This window comes from Priestia sp. LL-8 (genome assembly GCF_036227845.1).
Classification (GTDB): domain Bacteria; phylum Bacillota; class Bacilli; order Bacillales; family Bacillaceae_H; genus Priestia; species Priestia zanthoxyli.
In genome coordinates this window covers 2883831-2904443 of the sequence record NZ_JAZAQH010000001.1, presented here as the reverse complement: position 1 = coordinate 2904443, position 20613 = coordinate 2883831, and the positions used below count along the sequence as shown (strand labels likewise).

The 20613-nt window shown below is 37.5% G+C and carries 20 protein-coding genes; 18 read left to right on the top strand and 2 right to left on the bottom strand.

What is annotated here, in order from left to right; genetic code table 11:
* Positions 1–66 precede the first annotated feature (66 nt).
* The 10 genes from U9R83_RS14715 to U9R83_RS14670 all read left to right on the top strand — a co-directional run bounded on the left by U9R83_RS14715 (position 67) and on the right by U9R83_RS14670 (position 9972).
* Positions 67–1242 carry a branched-chain amino acid ABC transporter substrate-binding protein gene (locus tag U9R83_RS14715; protein WP_014459526.1) on the top strand — a complete coding sequence of 392 codons (1176 nt, stop codon included), beginning with the start codon at positions 67–69 and terminating at the stop codon, positions 1240–1242.
* Positions 1243–1323: 81 nt separating this feature from the next.
* Positions 1324–2310 (top strand): branched-chain amino acid ABC transporter permease, encoded by a 987-nt coding sequence (locus U9R83_RS14710; RefSeq protein ID WP_209366877.1) that lies wholly within the window; start codon positions 1324–1326, stop codon positions 2308–2310.
* Between the two features lie 9 nt (positions 2311–2319).
* On the top strand, positions 2320–3606 hold the full coding sequence (locus U9R83_RS14705) for a branched-chain amino acid ABC transporter permease (RefSeq protein ID WP_243549462.1): 1287 nt from the start codon (positions 2320–2322) through the stop codon (positions 3604–3606).
* Between the two features lie 12 nt (positions 3607–3618).
* The gene (locus U9R83_RS14700; protein ID WP_243549460.1) at positions 3619–4416 is read left to right on the top strand and encodes an ABC transporter ATP-binding protein; all 798 of its coding nucleotides are present in this window, start codon (positions 3619–3621) and stop codon (positions 4414–4416) included.
* A complete protein-coding gene (locus U9R83_RS14695; protein ID WP_042992066.1) occupies positions 4413–5120 on the top strand; it encodes an ABC transporter ATP-binding protein in 708 nt (235 codons plus the stop codon). The genes U9R83_RS14700 and U9R83_RS14695 overlap by 4 nt, the downstream gene beginning before the upstream one ends.
* 528 nt (positions 5121–5648) lie before the next feature.
* On the top strand, positions 5649–6329 hold the full coding sequence (locus U9R83_RS14690; RefSeq protein WP_223260186.1) for a hypothetical protein: 681 nt from the start codon (positions 5649–5651) through the stop codon (positions 6327–6329).
* Positions 6330–6545: 216 nt separating this feature from the next.
* Positions 6546–7643 carry an acyltransferase gene (locus U9R83_RS14685; protein WP_243549457.1) on the top strand — a complete coding sequence of 366 codons (1098 nt, stop codon included), beginning with the start codon at positions 6546–6548 and terminating at the stop codon, positions 7641–7643.
* Between the two features lie 121 nt (positions 7644–7764).
* Positions 7765–8301: a sigma-70 family RNA polymerase sigma factor gene (locus tag U9R83_RS14680; RefSeq protein ID WP_102813042.1), complete on the top strand. Its 537-nt coding sequence runs from the start codon at positions 7765–7767 to the stop codon at positions 8299–8301.
* Between the two features lies 1 nt (position 8302).
* On the top strand, positions 8303–8701 hold the full coding sequence (locus U9R83_RS14675) for a PadR family transcriptional regulator (protein WP_243549455.1): 399 nt from the start codon (positions 8303–8305) through the stop codon (positions 8699–8701).
* Positions 8698–9972, top strand: a complete 1275-nt coding sequence (locus tag U9R83_RS14670) for an FtsW/RodA/SpoVE family cell cycle protein (protein ID WP_226555322.1) — start codon at positions 8698–8700, stop codon at positions 9970–9972. The genes U9R83_RS14675 and U9R83_RS14670 overlap by 4 nt, the downstream gene beginning before the upstream one ends.
* Positions 9973–9982: 10 nt before the next feature.
* On the opposite strand, the gene U9R83_RS14665 is transcribed toward U9R83_RS14670, so the two are convergent.
* Positions 9983–10270 (bottom strand): hypothetical protein, encoded by a 288-nt coding sequence (locus U9R83_RS14665; protein ID WP_014459530.1) that lies wholly within the window; start codon positions 10268–10270, stop codon positions 9983–9985.
* A 221-nt stretch (positions 10271–10491) separates the two neighbouring features.
* Here U9R83_RS14665 and U9R83_RS14660 point away from each other — a divergent pair, with 221 nt between their 5' ends.
* The 3 genes from U9R83_RS14660 (at position 10492) to U9R83_RS14650 (ending at position 12147) form a co-directional block, all read left to right on the top strand.
* Positions 10492–10980: a GyrI-like domain-containing protein gene (locus U9R83_RS14660; RefSeq protein WP_014459531.1), complete on the top strand. Its 489-nt coding sequence runs from the start codon at positions 10492–10494 to the stop codon at positions 10978–10980.
* 93 nt (positions 10981–11073) lie between these two features.
* A complete protein-coding gene (locus tag U9R83_RS14655) occupies positions 11074–11364 on the top strand; it encodes a hypothetical protein (RefSeq protein ID WP_014459532.1) in 291 nt (96 codons plus the stop codon).
* Between the two features lie 324 nt (positions 11365–11688).
* Positions 11689–12147, top strand: a complete 459-nt coding sequence (locus U9R83_RS14650; protein ID WP_014459533.1) for a hypothetical protein — start codon at positions 11689–11691, stop codon at positions 12145–12147.
* A gap of 41 nt (positions 12148–12188) precedes the next feature.
* Here U9R83_RS14650 and U9R83_RS14645 read toward each other — a convergent pair whose 3' ends face one another.
* Positions 12189–13409: a DUF418 domain-containing protein gene (locus U9R83_RS14645; protein ID WP_243549453.1), complete on the bottom strand. Its 1221-nt coding sequence runs from the start codon at positions 13407–13409 to the stop codon at positions 12189–12191.
* Positions 13410–13574: 165 nt separating this feature from the next.
* On the opposite strand from U9R83_RS14645, the gene U9R83_RS14640 reads away from it, so the two are divergent.
* From U9R83_RS14640 to sucA, 5 genes are all read left to right on the top strand, one after another.
* Complete coding sequence (locus U9R83_RS14640; RefSeq protein ID WP_028412863.1) at positions 13575–14471, top strand: NAD-dependent epimerase/dehydratase family protein; 897 nt, start codon at positions 13575–13577, stop codon at positions 14469–14471.
* A gap of 121 nt (positions 14472–14592) precedes the next feature.
* The gene (locus U9R83_RS14635; RefSeq protein WP_033579404.1) at positions 14593–15039 is read left to right on the top strand and encodes an OsmC family protein; all 447 of its coding nucleotides are present in this window, start codon (positions 14593–14595) and stop codon (positions 15037–15039) included.
* Positions 15040–15178: 139 nt separating this feature from the next.
* Positions 15179–16723, top strand: a complete 1545-nt coding sequence (locus tag U9R83_RS14630; protein WP_028412865.1) for an MDR family MFS transporter — start codon at positions 15179–15181, stop codon at positions 16721–16723.
* A gap of 66 nt (positions 16724–16789) precedes the next feature.
* The gene (locus tag U9R83_RS14625) at positions 16790–17377 is read left to right on the top strand and encodes a PadR family transcriptional regulator (RefSeq protein WP_028412866.1); all 588 of its coding nucleotides are present in this window, start codon (positions 16790–16792) and stop codon (positions 17375–17377) included.
* 364 nt (positions 17378–17741) lie between these two features.
* Positions 17742–20603 carry a 2-oxoglutarate dehydrogenase E1 component gene (sucA, locus tag U9R83_RS14620; protein WP_033579402.1) on the top strand — a complete coding sequence of 954 codons (2862 nt, stop codon included), beginning with the start codon at positions 17742–17744 and terminating at the stop codon, positions 20601–20603.
* The last annotated feature ends 10 nt before the right edge of the window (positions 20604–20613 follow it).

Sequence of the window (20613 nt, the reverse complement as noted above, 5' to 3'; positions counted from 1 at the left end):
GAACAAAGGGAGGGAAAATCGTTATAAAAGACTAGCCGCTATTAAGCGTTTTATAACGATTACTACATGCTAAGTAAAAAAATGTTATCTATTTTAGCAACAACGGTCTTATCGGTAGGATTTGTAGCTGGCTGTGGGAGCAACAGTACATCAGGAGAAGATAAAGGCAGCAATGTTATTAAAATTGCTACGCAAAGCCCTTTGTCAGGAGGTAGTGCGACGTTGGGTGAAGCGATCAAACTGGGAGCTCAGCTAGCTCTTGATGAAGAAAAAGACACGTTTGAAAAATTAGGATATAAACTTCAGCTTGTACCGTATGACGATCAGGGCGATCCTAAAAAAGGCGTAGCGAACGCTCAGTTAATTGGATCCGATAAAGCCGTCTATGGAGTGATAGGACATTTAAATTCAGGGGTTACCATTCCTTCATCTGAAACGTATGAGAAATATTCAATTCCAATGATTTCTCCTGCAAGTACAGCAACGGACGTAACAGATCGAAAGTTAAAAACGGTTAACCGCATTGTAGCGCGCGATGACTTCCAAGGACCTGCAGGAGCTGAATATGCTGTTAAAGAGTTGAAAGCAAAAAATATTTTTGTCATTCAAGATAAAACTGCTTACGGACAAGGGCTTGCAGATGCTTTTAAAACAGCAGCTGAAAAAGAAGGAGCAAAAATTGTTGGATTTGAAGGAATTACGGTTGGAGAAAAAGATTTTAACGGCGTGTTAAATCAAGTCTCTAAAGAAAAGCCGGATCTCGTTTATTTTGGTGGTCTTTATGCAGAAGGCGGACTTTTAATTAAACAAGCTCGTGACAAAGGAATTACCGCTAAGTTTATGGGAGGGGATGGCTTAGACTCATCAACTTTGGTTGATATTGCTGGAGATGCTGTAAAAGATACGTATCTTACGTCAGTAGCAGGCGATGCTTCCAAGACGCAATTTGCTAAAGATTATGAGAAGAAATTCAATAAAAAAGTAGAGTCATATTCTGTATACGGGTATGATTCCATGAAAGTTATGCTTCAAGGTATTCAAAAAGCAATTGAAGACAATGATAAAAAGCTTCCTTCTCATGAAGCAGTACGTGACGCCGTACGCGGTATTAAAGAATACAAAGGAGAACTTACACAGGTAGGATTTGATGAGAAAGGAGACAATAAATACGCTAAAATCTTCATCTATAAGTTTGACGCTCCTTCGTACCCAGCTAAATTAGAAGGAGAAATCTCACAGTAAACCTTAGAAAAGAAAGGTATGGATGTTCCGTACCTTTCTTTTCTTAAAATCGATTTTATAGGACGAAAGGGACGAGGTTATATGTTTGCTCATATTATACAAACGCTGCCGCAAGTGTTAATTGACGGACTAACATTAGGAGCTGTATATGCAATTATTGCCCTAGGTTATACGATGGTATATGGCATTTTAGAACTCATCAATTTTGCACACGGCGAAATTTTTATGTCAGGCGCCTTTATCGGAACCGCTATTTTAATAGCGTTAACAGGCGTAGGTTGGATTGCAGCTTTTCCAGCTGTTGTGACGTTAATTTTAGTTCTCCTTATTACGAGCGTTGCGACTGGGTTTCTTGGTATGGGAATTGAAAGAGTAGCTTACCGCCCCCTGCGCAAGTCTTCTAAACTAATTACACTTATTACAGCTATCGGAATGTCGTTTCTATTACAGGATTTTGTGCGCTTCATTACGGAACTTAAGAATGGTAACTATATTGTTAATACCCCTGCTTTATTTTCAGGAAAAGTATCGGTTAGTGCTTCTTCTCTTTCATCATCATTTGATGATGCTACATTTAAAGTAACGTTTATAGTAGTGTTACTTGTTGCTTTTTGCTTAATGATCGGACTTGAAATTTTCGTCAATCGGACCAAATGGGGAATGGCAATGAGAGCTGTAGCTCAAGATCCTGATACAGCTTCATTAATGTCCATTAATGTAAACAAAGTTATTTCTCTTACTTTCTTTATTGGTTCGGCTCTAGGAGGCGCGACCGGTGTGTTATTTGCGCTTCATTACGGAACAATTGATCCTTACATTGGGTTCATATTGGGATTAAAGGCTTTTACAGCAGCTGTTTTAGGAGGTATAGGCAATATACGAGGCGCAATGTTTGGAGGCCTAATGCTCGGCATTCTTGAAATGTTTGCAGCTGCGAATTTATCAACAATTACCGGCAATGTTTTAGGAGCAGAGTATAAAGATGTATTTGCATTTGCCATTTTGATTTTGGTGTTAATTTTTAAACCAGAAGGCTTATTTGGAAAAGCCGTTACAGAAAAAGTGTAGGTGATGACGATGAAAAAATTAATGAGTAGGTTTGAAGGAAACAAAAAGGCGCAAATCATTTTATTTTTTATATATGTAATTGCAACAAGCGGTAGTTTAATGCTTGCCCAAAAGTCCGTCGTCGCATTTTTACTTCTTTTATTTTCATTATTACTTCTGTACTTTATGTCTCTTTCTACTAAATTAAAATGGCTAATAGCAGGGGTCATTTTAATTGTGCTGCTTCCTTTTTCAGCTAGCCAAGGCCCTGCTTATGAATCATATATGGAAGTATCTACACTAGTAGGCATTTATGTTGCTATGGCACTTGGGTTGAACATTGTAGTCGGATTGGCCGGATTATTGGATTTGGGATTTGTTGCTTTCTTTGCAGTTGGGGCTTACACGTATGGAATTTTCGCGACCAATCAAGCTGCTAATTTTATGCCTTTTGGTACGTACCCATTATCAGGAGAAAGCTTTTGGTTTTTTATTATTGCAGGGTGCCTAATAGCCGCTTTATTTGGAGTTTTGCTTGGCATACCTGTGCTGCGCGTAAAAGGAGACTATCTAGCTATCGTTACGCTTGGATTCGGGGAAATTATTCGAATTGTGTTTAACAATTTGGATAAACCAATCAATATTACAAACGGGGCAATGGGGCTGTCCTCCGTGACGCCGCCTTCTATTTTTGGGATTAACTTAGTATATCCAAGTCAGTTTTATTATGTAGTATTAGTCATCTTAGCTGCGGTTATTTTTATTGTACGGCGATTTGAATATTCTAAAGTAGGACGATCGTGGAAAGCGGTTCGTGAAAATGAAATTGCAGCTCAAGCGATGGGAATTCACCTTGTCAGAACAAAGCTGCTTGCGTTTGCTATTGGTGCCTCTTTTTCAGGGATGATGGGAGTTGTTTTTGCCGCTAAGCAAACGTTTGTCGATCCAACCAGCTTCACCCTGTTAGAATCGATTACGATTTTAGTGATGGTTATTTTAGGAGGGATGGGGAGCGTTCCAGGCGTCATACTTGGAGCGGCGGTTGTAACCATTCTTAATCTTCAAGTATTAACGGAGCTCACTGATTGGTTTAATCAACTGAGTTTAAACGGGGTTATCTCTATACCAGATGCACTTTCGCCAGCTAAAATGCAGCGATTTATTTTTGGCGGACTTCTTATTCTATTTGCTCTATACAGGTCTCAGGGGTTGCTTCCTGCTAAACAGCCTACGTTCGATTTGAAAGAGCTGAAAGAAGAAGCTGAAGAAGAAATACAGCCTGTGATTTCAGCGGCTAAGAAAAACGTCAATCTATAGAGGTGAAAGAAATTGTCTATTTTAGAAGTGAAAAATGTAACCAAGACCTTTGGCGGTTTAGTTGCCAATCAAGACGTAACAATGGATATTCAAAAAAATTCAATAACAGCTGTAATAGGACCAAACGGCGCTGGAAAGACCACGTTTTTTAATATGGTGACAGGTGTTTATCAGCCAACCTCAGGTGATATTATGTTAAATGGTCAATCCATAACAGGGCTAAAACCTCACAGCGTATCAAAACAAGGGATTTCTCGGACATTTCAAAACATCAGGTTGTTTAGTAATATAACGGTTTTAGAAAATGTGTTAGTTGGGATGCACAACCATTTGAAAGCAACCACTTTTGAAACGCTGTTGAATTTACCTCGAGCAAGAAGAGCAGAAAAATTAGCTAAAAAAGAAGCGTATAAGCTGTTAGAATACGTTGGGCTAGAAGCTTTATATAACGAAGTCGCCAATAACTTATCGTATGGAGCGCAGCGCCGACTCGAAATTGCCAGAGCGTTAGCTACTAGACCCTCACTGTTATTATTAGACGAACCGGCTGCTGGTATGAATCCGCGTGAAACAAAAGAGCTGACGGATCTTATTCACACGATACGAAAAGACCGGGAAATAACTATTTTATTAATTGAGCATGACATGAAGCTCGTCATGGAAATTTCTGATCATATTATTGTATTAGATCATGGGATAAAAATTGCAGAAGGAAACGCTGAACATATCCGTACGCACCCGAAAGTGATCGAAGCCTATTTAGGAAAAGGAGCGGCAGAGGAGATAGAGAGAAAGGAGAAAAGCACATGACTCTATTAAAGTTAACTGAAGTTGACACCTTTTACGGAGGAATCCAAGCGCTTAAAGGAATAACGATTGATGTAGAAGAAGGAGAAATTGTGACTCTTATCGGAAGCAATGGAGCCGGTAAATCTACCACACTAAAGTCCATTAGCGGTCAAGCTCCTGTCAATGCAGGTAGTATCGTGTATAAAGGCACCCACATCACGAAATTCCCTCCTCACCAAACGGCCCGGCTAGGAATAGCTCACGTACCAGAAGGAAGAAAGATTTTTCCTAAGATGACGGTAAAAGAAAATTTAACGATCGGAGCATTCTCACTTTCTAATAAAAAAGTAATAGAAGAAAATATGGCTAGAGTATTCACGTATTTTCCAAGGTTAAAAGAAAGGTTGACTCAAAAAGGAGGAACGATGAGCGGCGGTGAGCAGCAAATGCTAGCTATCGGGCGAGCGCTTATGATGAACCCTTCTATGCTTATGCTAGATGAACCTTCTATGGGGCTTGCTCCTATCATTGTAGAACAGATATTTGAAATCATTATGGAACTAAATAAAAGCGGAATGACCATTTTACTCGTTGAACAAAACGCTTATCAAGCGCTGCAAATCGCGCACCGAGGCTATGTGATTCAAACGGGCGAAATTATTCTGCAAGGGAAAGGACCGGAATTAATTCATAATGAAAAAATAAAAGAAGCTTATTTAGCTTAAAAAAACAAACCGCATCGCGTTTTAACGCTGCGGTTTGTTTTTTTTCACAATGGATGATTTGGATAAAGCAGGTAAGCATTGCTATTATCTGGTTTAGTTTCTTAATTAAGTAGGGAACGTTTAAAATAAGATTATTGAATAAGTGAGTAATTAGATAACCTCCTAGATGAAAGGAATGCTTCAATTTAAAGCTTTTTTATAAAAAACAAAAAAAGTTGAAACTTTTTTCATTAAAAAACGTTTATAAAGTAATAGAAAAAAATGGGTACGGTTATTTACACTCAAAAAGGAAGTGAGAGCGTGGCGACGCTGAAAACTAATTATTTGACTGACTTATGCTTAATCTATAGAGAAAGTCAATTTTATGTAATGCAAATACCTAGTTTCTACAAAAAAATGGCTAGCAAATACTTTCAGTTTCAGCCCCAAGAAAAAATAATTGCGTATTTACACAGCTCTTTTATAGCAGGCCTAGATAAAAGGGGAGTTTGCTTTACAAATAAGGGGATTTACTGGAAAAGCAGAGGGATGAAAAAAGGAAAAATGTTATGGGAAGAGTTCGCTAACATTCAATCCATTACCATTCGAAGAGAAGAAATGATTTGTTTTAATGACGTGGAGAAGTTTCAAGTCAATCAAAACGATTACTCAGCTAGAAAGCTAGTATCTCTATTAAAAAAAATCAAGAAATTTATTCGCACTCATTCCCATGAATATATGTGTCAAGACTATATATATCCGTGTGTGTCCTCAAAAGAATTAACTTCTATTTGTTCATCTTTTCAAATTCATCAAACCCCTGATCCAAAAGATGTGTTGTCGGTAGAAGGACAACTATGTGAAGAAGTTGAAAAAGAGATGCGAAACAGGCTCTATTTACCTGCTAAAGAAAAAATTGTAGCTCATTTAAATACATATCCTCTTCAAAAAACCGAGGGGATTACCGTTTGTTCTAAAGGGATTTATTTCTCAAAATCTTTTAAAACAGTTTACTACCCTTGGCACTTATTTCGACACGTGAGTATTTCAGTGGAAACCGAGGAATTAAAAATTGCTAAAAAACATTCGTTATCTCTCAACTCAGCTGCAGTATCAAGCGGGGAAGTAATGCTGTTTCTCAAACAAATTAAACAGCATGTGCAAGCTTTGCATGAAAAAGAAGTCGATATTAAACAAGATAATAAGTTTGCATGGAAAATGTTAATTTAAAAAACAGGTTACGCGTAATCTGTTTTTTGTTTTGTAGTTCTTTAGAATCATTTATTTGGAATATTGAAAGACATCATACAAGTAAACAAGACTAGAATATTGGAAGTTAAGAAATTTTTTCCATGACTATAAGGTTAATTTTACCAAAATATCTTTTTCGTTTGGATAATTATGCTAAAATAGAGCTCGAGTTTATTTTAAGGAGCTGACAACAAGATGGAACGTAATTATTCAATTGATTTTATTAAGTTTTTTGCTACAGTGTTTGTGGTTTGTATCCATGTTAATCCATCACATGACGATTTCTTTTTAGGGAACCAGGAAAATGTGCTAGATGTCATTGTTGACACATTTGCACGATTCGCGGTTCCTTTTTTCTTTATTGTATCAGGTTATTTGTTTATGAATAAAATTCAAAAACATCCAAAGCCTTCTGCATACTTAAAAAAATACACGTGGAATATTTCAAAGCTTTATGCATGTTGGTTCATCTTTTATTTATTGTTTGGTGTAGTTCTGCGCTTATTTCAAAACCACGGAACATTGGCAGAACGAAAAGGTGCAGTAGCGGATTATTTAACATCATCCATCACATTTAAAGATATCTTTTATTATGGAAGTGACACAAGTGGATTTCAGCTTTGGTATTTGATTGCATTAATTTGGGCTGTTGTTATCGTTTTCTTATTTCAACGATGGAAAAAGATTGGCTTATTAATGCTTATCAGCACCGTATTATATGTAACTGGGTTATTTGGGCAGTCTTATTCTTTATTTTTCCCCCTTTCTTTTCAAACGAGAGATGCCCTGTTCTTTGGTTTGTTCTATACAGTATTAGGAGCTATGTTTGCCCTTTATGGCAAGCAAATTCTGTCAGTACTAAATGTAAGGCCAATGATTTATTTAGCCAGCTTTTTTGTGTTTTCAGCGCTAGAGATCGTCGAGCGTTACTGGTTGGTTAATATCCACCACAGCAAGCCCGGAGACTATTTTATTTCTACGATCTTTTTATCGGCATCATTGTTTTTATTCGTATTGAGCAGTCCAAGTCTTGGTAAAAACTCATTCTTTTCAAAGGTTGGGAAAAATTCAGTTGGCATTTATGTCGTGCATATATGTATATTAAATGAGACCTATCGATTGCTTCGTTCCATAGATTCTTCTTTCTTTACAAATAGTATCGTCGCATATTTACTTATCGTCCCAGCAGTTTTTTGGTGCTCGTACTATTTATATAGAGGGATTCAATGGACAAAGGGAAAATTACATGCAAAGCCGCACAAACATTCGTTTACAAAGCTACAGCATAAATAAGAAAAGCACCGGAGCAAGGGACTGACCCCAAAGCTTCCGGTGTTTTTTTGATAAAAAATGAGTAATTTAAAACCTAATTGGCTTGAGCTTCGTCTAATGTATTGAAAAAGAGGTGAGTGAAGTGAACGATTTGCTATTTGCATTAGTAGAGCAAGAAGAGTATGAAATTCTTTTAGAAGAGGCTATGAATGAATATGGTCAATCCATCTTGCAGCTTGTATATTCTTACGTGCGAAATTCTACTGTTAGTGAGGATTTGACACAAGAAATTTTTGTGAAGTTTTATAATTCTCTTCCTACGTATTCTAAGCAATCTAGTTTGAAAACTTGGTTATGGCGCATTGCTATTAATCACTGCAAAGATTATTTAAAAAGTTGGTACGTGCGAAAAATGCAATTTACAGAACATATACATACGATTTTTGAATCGAGCAAAGAAATGATCGAAGAAGAAATGGTAAAAAAAGAGGAGTCTGAAGAATTGGTTCAAACTGTAATGAGTCTTCCATTAAAGTATAGAGAACTCATTTATCTGCATTATTTCGAAGAATACACAATTAAAGAAATAGCTGAGCTTTTATCTATTAATTCTAATACGATTAAAACACGATTACGGCGTGGAAAAGAATTGTTAAAACAAATGATAGAGGAGGGCTAATATGGATGAAAGATTACGTCATCTAAAAGGCTCAATGAAGCAATCTGTATTCCAAAACCTGAAGTTTACTGACAAGCACAAGCAAGCTATTAAGCGACAAATAAAACAAGAAAACATTTTACTGCCAGCGCTACAGCTTCTGTCAGTTGAAAAAAATGGAATAGAACTTGTTCAAAAACTACGGAGTAGAGGAATTCAAGAGTTTGATGAACAAGAAGGGTTTGTGTACATTCTGCTGCATCAGCTTGAGCAAAAATCATACGTAACAAGCCGCTGGAAAGAAGATCAGAAGAAATACTATCAGCTGAATAGTAAAGGTAAAAAGGTAATTAAAAGCTTAGAAAATGGAAGTCAACGATCAGCTTTTGTCCTTCAAGGGTTATTAGGAGGAGGACAATGAAAAAAGAAGAATTTTTACAGTCAATTACTCAAGAAATAAAACATAAAGAAGCAAAAGAAGCAGTGTATCAAGAGCTTGATACCCATATTAAAAACTTAGAACGAGAATCTATTCAGCGCGGTGTTTCTCAAGAAGAAGCTGAAAAAAAAGCTGTTGAACAAATGGGCAGTTCAGCGGAACTAAGCAGACGCTTTCAAAAGCTATACCGCACAAAGATTGATTGGATCTTAGTTTCATTATTTGTTGCAGCGTTAGGCTTAGGAATGTTGACAATTAAGCTAGGTTCATCTATATCAATGGAAACCAAACTTATTACTGCATTAATTGGACTAGCCCTGACAGCAGTATGTGCTTTTCAAAACTACCGCAAGTGGAGAGAGTGGGGGTGGGTAGCATTTATAGCTCCTACACTCCTCCTTGTAGTATTTAATCTGCATATATTGCCAGAAAGGATTCAACCAAACGTTCAAGGTACAACCGTAGTAAACCTATCTTTTTTTAGCCTAGATTTAAATTTCATTTTAATATTTTATTTAATAGGTTGGGGATATATTTTACAACGTAGGTCATGTAACGTTCCCATTATAGCAGTACTATTTATTTTAACCATAGTCTTATACGGGCGTTTAACTAGTATTCCTAATGTGATGATGTACATCATCATGATCGCTTCTATGTTTATATTTAGTGCTCGTAAACATGCTAAAAAGATCACTTTGTTGTTTCTGCTCACACTGTTTATAATTATAGCCGTTATGCTGCTCCTTTCAGGAAGCTCTTATTACTTAAGTCGTCTATCAATTGCGCTGCATCTAGGGAAAGATCCAGCAGGGGCAGGCTACGTCCCTGTACATCTTTCTCGCCTGTTCCATCAAGCTGAGTGGCTTCCTCAAGCTAATCCATCAGAGGGATACCGAATAGGTGGAATCGACACAGAATTTGTATATGCAGGTTTGACCTATGCCTACGGCTGGGGAATTTCAATTTTTATTATGCTAGTGTTGAGTGCTTTATTAGTAAAAATGATACTGTTAATTAAACAGATTCGCGATCCGTTTGGAAAAATGCTTGTTTCCGGAAGCGTAAGCGTGTATGCATTTCAGTTGCTTTATAATTTAGGTATGTCGTTTAATCTCCTCCCAATTATGGGTGTATGGTTGCCATTTATAAGTTATGGTGTGGGTCCCACAATTGCAAATGCGGTGTTCATTGGCATTGTGCTTAGTATATATAAAACAAAAGATATACCGATAAAAGAGCTGGCTAACTAAGCCAGCTCTTTTATGATGCAATAGCATACAATAGCTGCTTTTGCAGTTTGGGAGATAAAGGAATATTTTGATATAATTCGTAAATATGATGTTCATTCCGGTGATAACAAATCCAATCCTTGTATGTTCTTTTTAAGAAGATGCGAAAAAACACGATTCGCTTATTCGTGCCGCCTGTTTTTAATTCAATTTTCAAATCATCTGTTTCTAATGTATACTGTACTGTAGAAGAGGAAAGAGCAAGTTTAGTTGTTTTTTTACTTGTTTTAATGAATTCCGCAAGTTCAATGATCTTCATTTTTTTACCTCACTCTATTGTAAATTAGGGGTATCTTATACGTATGATGTGTACAAAGAAAATAGAATCGTTTTTTTATAGTTTAGAAGAATGATCTTTAGCCCCTTCATTAAGGGATTTGCATAAAAGGTTGACGTTTTCTTTGAATACAAATAAAATGCATATTAAGAAGTATTTCCCTCATTGTAACTACAGAAAAAGAAGAATTAAGGGGGCTCAATATGTTGACTGACTTAGTCGTAAGTCAAAAAGTAGTCAAGGTAAATGAATTTACTGTTGTAGGAGTGCCTATTCGAACAGATGAACCTGTGGAAGAAACGGGCACAGGTCTTATTCCTGAGCACTGGCAGACTTTTTATAAACAACAGTTAGCTAATAAAATCGCCAATAAAGTAAATGGTAATACATTTGCTCTTTATACAGAATTTGAATATAATCAAAAAATGGATTTTACATTTGCTCTCGGATATGAAGTTTTACCCGGCGGCGAACTGAAAGATGATATGAGAGAGTTTATCATCCCAGAAGGTGAATACATGGTGTTTACAACAGCTATCGGTCCAGCTAGACAGGTAGTCGTAGAGGCTTGGGCTTATATTCGCGAGTGGGCTAAAAAAAATCATCGTGCCTATAAAATAGATTTTGAATTATATGATGAACGCTGTATCGATCCTGAGTACAGTCAAGTTGATATTTACGTTTCGATTTAATAGCTAGTTTTGCTAAGTAGTTAAGATGCAGATAAGCGTTTTTTGCTGCGTTCTTACTTTTGACGATAGGAATACAAAAGGGGTTTAGTGAGAGTGATCAGCAACGATTTATTACAAGCTTTAAAAGACGGATATAAACAGAGAATTAAATGGGTACTTATAAGTCAAATGGCACTGTTCATCGCCGTAGCAGTCATACTTGTATCAAATTTTGTCACTAAATTTTCGTTTAACCAATTAAGCTTTATTTTTGTTTTGGTTAGTATAAGTTCGCTGTTATCAGGGGTAGAGCACGTATTGTTAAAACGTGAGAAGTGGCAATGGATTTTTGATTTTATTTTAGCTGCTTTTTTTATTGGTTTATCTATTTTTTTACACCGTTAAAGCGCCTGGTTCAGCGCTTTTTTATTTTGAGCAGCTCAGCACACAATCTTCGGACCTTTCTAGTATAAACAAAACAAAAATAGGTATTTATGACGAAAATAGTCAGAAAATTTAGTAAAAAAGTCTTGTATCCTGTCTTTATTTCGATTATGATAAGTTTACACCCTTCGTATTCACTTCTTTGGATGTCAGTACCTCTATTTTTACACTACAGAAAAGAGGTGAAGCCATTTCTTCAGTTTTCCTGCTAGCCTGCATATTAACCCTTTTAGCTATTTTATTTAGTAGCAACTACCCTCAAAATTAAAGGAGAGATCCGCGCTTATGTCAAAAGCTCCTGTAAAAACCGATATTGAACTTCAACTATCTGAAACGCACTTTTTCCAACTGCTTGATTTAATTTATTTAGGTAACTGGATGGTCACAGCATGTTCTGGAGTGGAAGATGAGCATGCACAGGAATATACGGACGTAGAAAAACAAATGTTTTCACACGCAGAGCCTTTCCTTGAAAAAGGACCTTTTCACATGCTAAACAGTGAGGTTATGTTTACAGAAGAACATGAAGATTCTCTTCAAGATATTATTGGAGAATATGATAACGAAGTGTTTTGGGAAGCGCTAGCCTATCGCATGGCTAAACGAGATGTGATAGAGCAAATAGGACCCATTAAAGAAATAAAAAATGAAGTCTTTATGCAAATTTTCCATCGAGAAATGGATTATATACGAGAGTTTGAGACAAATGGAATTAAACGAATAACTATACCGCCTTTGCAGTAAAGGAGACAAATCGGCTTTCAAACTTGAAGGCCGATTTGCTGTTAAGCTGAAGCTTTCCTATTCCGTCTGAGAGGTGGGAAAGATCGGTATGTAAAGCTCCGCCATAACCATTCACACGGACCGTAATAGAAATAATAAAGCCACCACTTATTAAAAAGAAGCTGGAGTGTATATATAATGAGACAAATAATCGTGCTTTCTGTTAAGGTAAGAGTTCCGTATAAACCAAAGGCTCGAACCATCCACAGGCAAATTAAAGTTTGGCTAAGGTAAGTTGTTAAGGCCATTGTTCCGCTATACTTAAAAAGACCCAGCATCGAAGCGTAAGGAGAAAATTGCAGGAATAACAGTAAGGTGGTAAGATAAAAAAAACATAGAAAAATGCCGCTCAAACTTGTAAAAAGGTGAATGGCCGCCTGCTGATAGAGTCCATATTTTAAAATTTCTAGTTTTAAGATAGCGAGAATGATAGTTAAAGTAAAACCTGCTGCGCCTGATATTAACTGAATTTTCTTAAAAAAAGAACGGTTTTGTTCGATACTATGTATGAATCCTTTTTTAGCAGTATATAAGCCAAACAACAACATAGAAAATACGGGAAAGATAGAAAACGGTAGATTTAATAGCATAGGCACCACTTCAACATTCAAACGATAAAACAGCCAAGATAAATAGTCTGCTTGCCTGTAGGTGGATAAATATTGGGTTAAGACATGTTCATGTGAAGCTTTATACTCCCACTGAGCCTCCTGCAAGACGTGTGCTGGAATAAAAAACTGCATACAAGCCAAAAGATAAAAAAAGCATAGCAAGCCTATTGCCCACAGCAAAATCGTCTTAGCTTTTCGATTGTAAAAAAAGAATAATAAAAGACCGCCAATAGCATACACATGCAAAATGTCTCCATACCAGAAAAAGACAAGATGAAAAAGCCCGATTAATAGCAAAGTAGCCATTCTTCTTGACCATAAAGCAGCGGCAAAGTACTGCTTTTCTTCAGCTCTATGCAAAAAAATTCCGCATCCAAGTCCAAACAAAAAAGAAAAGATGGTAAAAAACTTCCCTTGGACAAACAGCTGCAAGAATAAATCAATATAAGCATCTATTCCTTCATACTTATAAGAAACATTGTACAGCTGAAAAATAAATATCGGAGAAGTAAAAGCCGGTATATTCACTAAAAAAATGCCCAGCAAAGCAATGCCCCGAATAATATCAAGAATAACAAGACGTTCTTTAAGGGGAAGTGGAGAAGGATTCATCGCTGTCGCTCCTTTTGGTTAGATATGTACATCTTAACACGGCAGTGGCGAAAAAATAGGTGGAAGTACAAAAAAATAAGCGGAAAGATTCATAGCTTTATGGATGAAAAAGTTGGATAATAATGGTATGGTCACCCATATCAAATATGAAAGGTGGAGAAAAAGATGAAAACAGCACTTGTGTTAGGTGGAACGCGTTTTTTCGGAAAAAATTTAGTTCAGACATTGCTTTCTAAAGGAGTACAGGTTACGTTAGCAACGCGAGGTAAAACACCGGATGATTTCGGCGACCGAGTTGAGCGAATTTTTCTTGATCGTGTAGAAAAAGATTCTGTAATCGAAACAACAAGAGGAAGAAAATGGGATGTTATCTTCGATCAAATATGCTATTCTTCACACGGCGCAGCTGTTGCTGTTGAAGCTTTTCGTCATAGTACGAGTCACTATGTACTTACCTCGACTCTTTCAGTATATGGTTCTTTAGAAAAAACGTGTTATGAAGAAGATTTTGATCCATACAAGTATCCTATTTCATATACACGCCGTGAAAATATTTCCTATCAAGAAGGAAAACGCCAAGCCGAGGCAGTATTCTTTCAAAAAGCACCGTTTTCGGTAACAGCTGTCCGTTTTCCAATTGTTATGGGAAAAGATGATTATACGGACCGCTTGCGTTTTCACATAGAAAAAATTATGCATGGAGAAGAAATTGGTGTACCGGCTATTGAAGCAGAAATGAACTTCATTTCACAGGAAGAAGCAGGTGAATTTTTAGTTTGGTGTGCAGAACAGAAGCTAAAAGGGCCGATTAACGCTTGTTCAAATGGTACCATTTCACTCAAAAATTTATTTTCATATATTGAACAAGCAGCGGATAAAACAGCAAGAACAACCTCTCGTTTAACGGATGAAAATAGTTCTCCGTACGGAGTAGATCATTCTTGGACGATGAGCAATGAAAAAGCTAGCTTTTGGGGATATTCATTTACGAACCTGCAGGACTGGCTGCCTTCATTAATCAAAACTGTCGTTGAAAGCGAAAAGAAAGTACCTTTAAGTTAGAGAACAACAAAGACTGCACGTTTAGCAGTCTTTTTGCTGTTACAAGCAGAACATTTTTATTTTATGAGCAAAAAAGGTACGCTAAGTATACATCATTATATAGAAGAAAGAAGGATACACTATGGCAAAACATCACTTTCATTTGCAAGCAAATTGGCCAGGAGGCCGAAATGAAGTGGGAACAATTGAAGCAGGGCAATTAAAAACAAACATTTCTATTCCACCAGAAATGGACGGGCCAGGAGCCGGGACAAATCCAGATGAAATGCTGCTAGGAGCAGCAGCCACCTGCTACATTATCACGCTTGCAGCGATGCTAGAAAGAAGTGGAATCCATCAGGAGGCTTTAACGATGGAATCAGAAGCTATCGTGGATGTAACGAATGGTGTGTTTACGTACGAAAAAATCATTCATAAACCTCACGTGATCGTCACACCTGAATTTGCGGCCCAAGAAGAGAAAATCAATCGACTTATAAAAAAAGCAGAAACGTCCTGTATGATTTCAAGAGCCATTCAAGGAAATGTAGAGATCGAATTAGAACCTCAGTTCACAGTAAAAGCGTAATGAATCCATTACGCTTTTGTTATGTTTATTTCTAAAAAATAGCACATTTAAGATTGTAAAATACTCAAATTTGAATATAATAATTTAAGTAGCTATCATTTCTGTTCATCAAAAAGATGACGCGAAAGGAGGAACTGAAATGGTTTCATCAGAAAAACATATTCGTTTTATCGTAGCAGGATTGCTGCTCGGTATTTTTATGTCAGCCATGGATAATACCATCGTAGCGACGGCTATGGGGAAAATTATTTCTGATCTAGGCGGATTAGATAAGTTTGTTTGGGTTACGTCCGCTTATATGGTTGCCGTGATGGCAGGTATGCCGATATTTGGTAAACTATCTGATATGTACGGCCGTAAACGGTTTTTTATTTTTGGGTTAACCGTATTCTTACTTGGATCCGCATTGTGTGGTTTAGCACAAAGCATTGTGCAGCTAAGTATTTACCGAGCGATTCAAGGAATTGGAGGAGGAGCGCTTCTTCCGATTGCTTTTACCATCGTATTTGATATTTTCCCTCCTGAAAAACGCGGGAAAATGACGGGATTATTAGGTGCCGTTTTTGGCTCAGCAAGCGTATTTGGTCCGCTTCTCGGTGCTTACATTACGGAATACATCAGCTGGCACTGGGTGTTTTACGTGAACGTGCCAATTGGACTTTTATCGTTATTTTTTATTATGCGCTTTTATAAAGAGTCAAAAAGTCATAAAAAGCAAAAAATTGACTGGGCTGGTGCAGCCACTCTTGTCATTTCAGTAGTAAGTTTAATGTTTGCTCTTGAACTTGGAGGAAAAGAGTATGAGTGGTCTTCTCCGCAAATTTTATCTCTTTTTGCTATCTTTGCTGTGGCGCTGTCACTCTTCTTTTTTGTGGAAAAGCGCGCGCAAGAGCCGATTATTTCATTTTGGATGTTCAAGCGCCGTTTATTTGCAACATCACAGATTCTCGCTTTCTTATACGGAGCAACGTTTATTATTTTAACGGTATTTATTCCTATTTTCGTTCAAGCTGTCTACGGAGGTTCTGCTACAAATGCAGGTTTAATTTTAACTCCGATGATGTTAGGCTCGGTAGCAGGAAGTGCGATCGGCGGGATTTTTCTCACAAAAACAAGCTTCCGAAACTTGATGATTATGTCCGTTTTTTCATTTGCAGTAGGAATGTTCTTGTTAGGAACAATGGAACCTGATACACCTCGTTGGATGCTCACGGTATTTATGATTTTGACTGGATTTGGCGTAGGGTTTAGCTTTTCTCTTTTACCAACGTCGTCAACTCATAAGCTAGATCCACAGTTTAGAGGTTCTGCCAACTCAACAAACTCATTTGCTCGTTCTTTAGGAATGACGCTGGGAGTTACGATTTTTGGAACGATTCAAAGCAATACATTTACAAATGAGCTGCAGCGCAATTTTCAAGGTATGGGAAATGGATCACAAGGAGCATTTTCTCAAATAGGAGATCCGAGTGCAGTTTTTCAATCAAGTGCCCGAAACAGCATTCCGCCTCAAATATTAGATAAGATTGTTGATGCTATGTCTACATCGATCACGTATGCATTTATGCTTGCTCTTATTCCAATTGCAGTAGCTATTATTACTGTCTTTTTAATGGGAAATGAACGAGTGGAAGTTCCCCCTAAAAAGCGGGTAGAAGCTAAGGAACCGGCAGCTCAAAAATAGAAAAGGCACGAATTTATTCGTGCTTTTTTTACTAAATAAGATGCATGTCAAGAGGTGAAAGGTGTTATGAGTGTTAAATTAGTCATACTGGGCTTATTAATGGAAGGAAATAAGCACCCTTATGAAATTCAGCAAACCATTAATGAAAGACAAATGAAGCACTATATTAAACTTGCAAGCGGTTCTTTATATTACGCTTTTGATACGCTCGAAAAAGATCAGTTGGTGAAAGTAGTCGATGTGATTCGAGAGACGAACAGACCTGAAAAGACCGTTTATTCTATCACGGATGCAGGAAGAGAAGAATTTGAACGCCTTTATTTTGAACAGCTGTTAAAAAAAGAGCATATGCATAGACCTGTTTATGCTGCTCTTTCATTTACTTCTTACGTGGATCAAAAAAAAGTGGCTTCTGCTTTAGAAAAAAAGATTGAGGAAACGGCAGCTTATTTAGAAAAAATGCAAAATTTGTACCAAGTTAAAAAGGTGGATCATTCCATTGCAAATCTGTCGATCATTATGCGCACGATTATGCATTTGAAAGTAGAACTAACTTGGTTCACTCATTTACTCGAAGCGGCGAAAAGCAGCAAGCTTACAGAAGTAGATGATGGTTATTTTAAAGACGTTGAAAAAATCGTAGATGAGTTTTAAAAAAAGAAGCAAAACGCTGCTTCTTTTTTTAAATAGTCATAAAATATATTTCAAGCAATTTAATTTTGCCAAAAGCTAGGTCAATAACAATTAATTAACACCTGATTCGACCTTTAATCAGCTTTACTTATAAAACGCTTTCAAAAAGTAGTAAGACTATTAAAAAAGTAAAAAAAATTAAAGAAATATAGCGATTTCATTTTGATTGACGAGTAAAAGAGTGGTAAAATATAAGCAGATATCAGATACACACGCAGTGAGATTTATCACTCGTTGTAAAGATGTCAGACGATAAGGTAATCGACATTCAAAATGGAAAGATTGTTGAGTACGACAATTATTATAACTCGTTGGGGGTTTTATCATGGGTAACGAAACGTCGAATAGAGGGGAGCCTTGGCAAGGATTTTTGGGTCCGAACTATGGCTATGTATTAGAACAGTATGAGTTATATGAAGAGCAGTCAGATCTAGTAGATCCAGACTTAAAAGAATTATTTGATTATTGGGGTGCTCCTCCATTAAACGAAAGTGAGCAGGTTCAGCAAGCTGAATACGCACAGGCTGCACCTTCAGCTAACACATCTAAAATTGCATCGGCTATTAAGCTAGCGGAAAACATCCGTGCTTATGGTCATCTATACGCGTCAATTAAGCCTCTTGAAAGCGAGAAGAAAGATCCTGTCTTGCTTCACTTGGAAGATTACAATTTAACGCAAGAAGATTTAAAATCAATTCCGGTTGATATTTTATGTACGAATGCGCCATCACACGTCAAAAATGGTTTAGACGCAATTAACTATTTAACAGATGTCTACACAAAAACCATTGCGTTTGAATTCCATCACGTACATAACATGGAAGAGAATAAGTGGCTGACTGATATGGTCGAGTCAGGTGCTATTTTCCAACCTCTTTCAAATGAGAAAAGAACTTCTGTATTAAAGCGTTTAACAGAAGTAGAAGGCTTTGAACAATTTTTACACCGTACATTTGTCGGACAAAAACGCTTTTCTATTGAAGGCGTAGATATGTTAATTCCACTTGTAGATGAATTGATTGCACGCTCAGTGGAAACAAGCCCAAAAACGGTTAATATCGGTATGGCTCACCGTGGACGTTTAAATGTATTAGCACACGTATTAGGCAAGCCGTATGAAATGATTTTTGCGGAATTCCAGCATGCGCCTAACAAGGAATTAGTTCCTTCAGAAGGTTCAATCGGTATCAACTACGGCTGGACGGGAGACGTAAAATATCACCTGGGTGCCGACAAACAAATTAAAGCAGAGAACACAGTTCGAGCTCGTTTGACATTGGCTAGTAACCCTAGTCACTTGGAGTTTGTTAATCCGGTTGTGGAAGGGTTTACAAGAGCGGCTCAAGATGAGCGTGATGTGAATGGATACCCGAAACAAGATGTAAAAAAATCGTTCGCGATTTTAATTCACGGAGATGCTGCGTTCCCTGGTGAAGGTATTGTACAAGAAACGCTGAACTTAAATCAATTGACTGGTTATCAAACAGGTGGAACAATCCACATTATTGCTAACAACATGATTGGATTTACAACAGAAAGCGTCGATTCTCGTTCAACAAAATATGCAAGTGACTTAGCAAAAGGGTTTGAAATTCCAATTGTTCACGTAAACGCGGATGATCCGGAAGCCTGTTTAGCGGCTGCTTATTTTGCTTATGAGTATCGCAGACGTTTTAACAAAGATTTCTTGATTGATTTAATTGGATACCGTCGATTTGGCCACAATGAAATGGATGAACCGTCTGTAACGCAGCCGAAGATGTATGAAATTGTGACAAAACGTCCAACCGTTCGTGCTATGTATGCAAAGCAGCTCGAAGAACAAAACGTTATTCAAAGCGGTCAAGCAGATCAAATTAATGAAGAGTTACAAGCGAAGTTAAAAGCAGCTTATGAGAAAGTACCGCCAAAAGCTGAAAAACAACATAGAATTATGGAAATGCCACAAGCAGTCTTCAAAGGAATTTCAGATATTGATACATCTGTTACAAAAGAAGAGCTGTTTGAAGTGAATCAAGAGCTAGTGAAATACCCTGAAGGATTTAACGTATTTCCAAAACTTGATCGCATCTTATCTAAACGTGCCAAAGCGTTTGAAGAAAATGAAAGCGTGGATTGGTCATTGGGTGAGGCATTTGCATTTGCTACGATTTTAAGAGACGGCACGCCAATTCGTATTACAGGCCAAGATTCTGAACGTGGTACGTTTGCACATAGACATCTTGTTCTTCATGATCATAAGACAGGGGATGTTTACTCACCACTACACGCAATGAAGAACGTAAGCGCTTCCTTTGATATTCGTAACAGTCCATTATCTGAAGGTTCAGTGCTTGGATTTGAATACGGCTATAATGTATTTGCTCCTGAAACGCTTGTTCTTTGGGAAGCACAATTCGGTGATTTTGCCAATGCAGGTCAAGTTATTATTGACCAGTTTATTGCAGCAGGTCGTGCTAAGTGGGGACAAAAATCTGGAATGGTCTTATTGCTGCCACACGGCCATGAAGGTCAAGGGCCAGAACACTCAAGCGCTCGTCTAGAACGTTATTTACAGCTAGCTGGAGAAAACAACTGGACAATCGCAAACGTAACAAGCGCTGCGCAATATTTCCACTTACTTCGACGACAAGCTGCCATTTTACAGCGCGAAGAAGTAAGACCGCTAGTAGTTATGACACCAAAAAGTTTGCTTCGTAATGCTTTTAGTGTGTCAAACCTTGAAGAGTTTACAAAGGGCTCTTTCCGCTTAGTAGTAGAACAGCCTGGATTAGGCAAAAAAGAAGATGCAGTTGAACGAATCGTTCTGTGCAGCGGAAAAATCAGCAGTGAGTTAACGGAACGCTTAAACAAAGCAGAAGATGATAAAGATTGGCTACACGTTCTTCGTCTAGAACAAATTTATCCGTTCCCAAGACGCGTAATTGCTGAAATCTTTGCTCGCTATAAAAATTTAAAAGAGATTGTCTGGTTACAAGAAGAGCCTGAAAACATGGGCGCATGGAACTATGTAGAAGATCGACTGCGTGAAGTAGCACCAGAAGGAGCTACTGTTGACTACATCGGCCGCACAAGACGCTCAAGTCCAGCTGAAGGAGATCCAACAGTTCACAGACAAGAACAAGAACGTATTTTACAAGATGCATTAACTAAAAATGAAATTGCTAACGACGTTGTTACACGATAAGGAAGGGGAA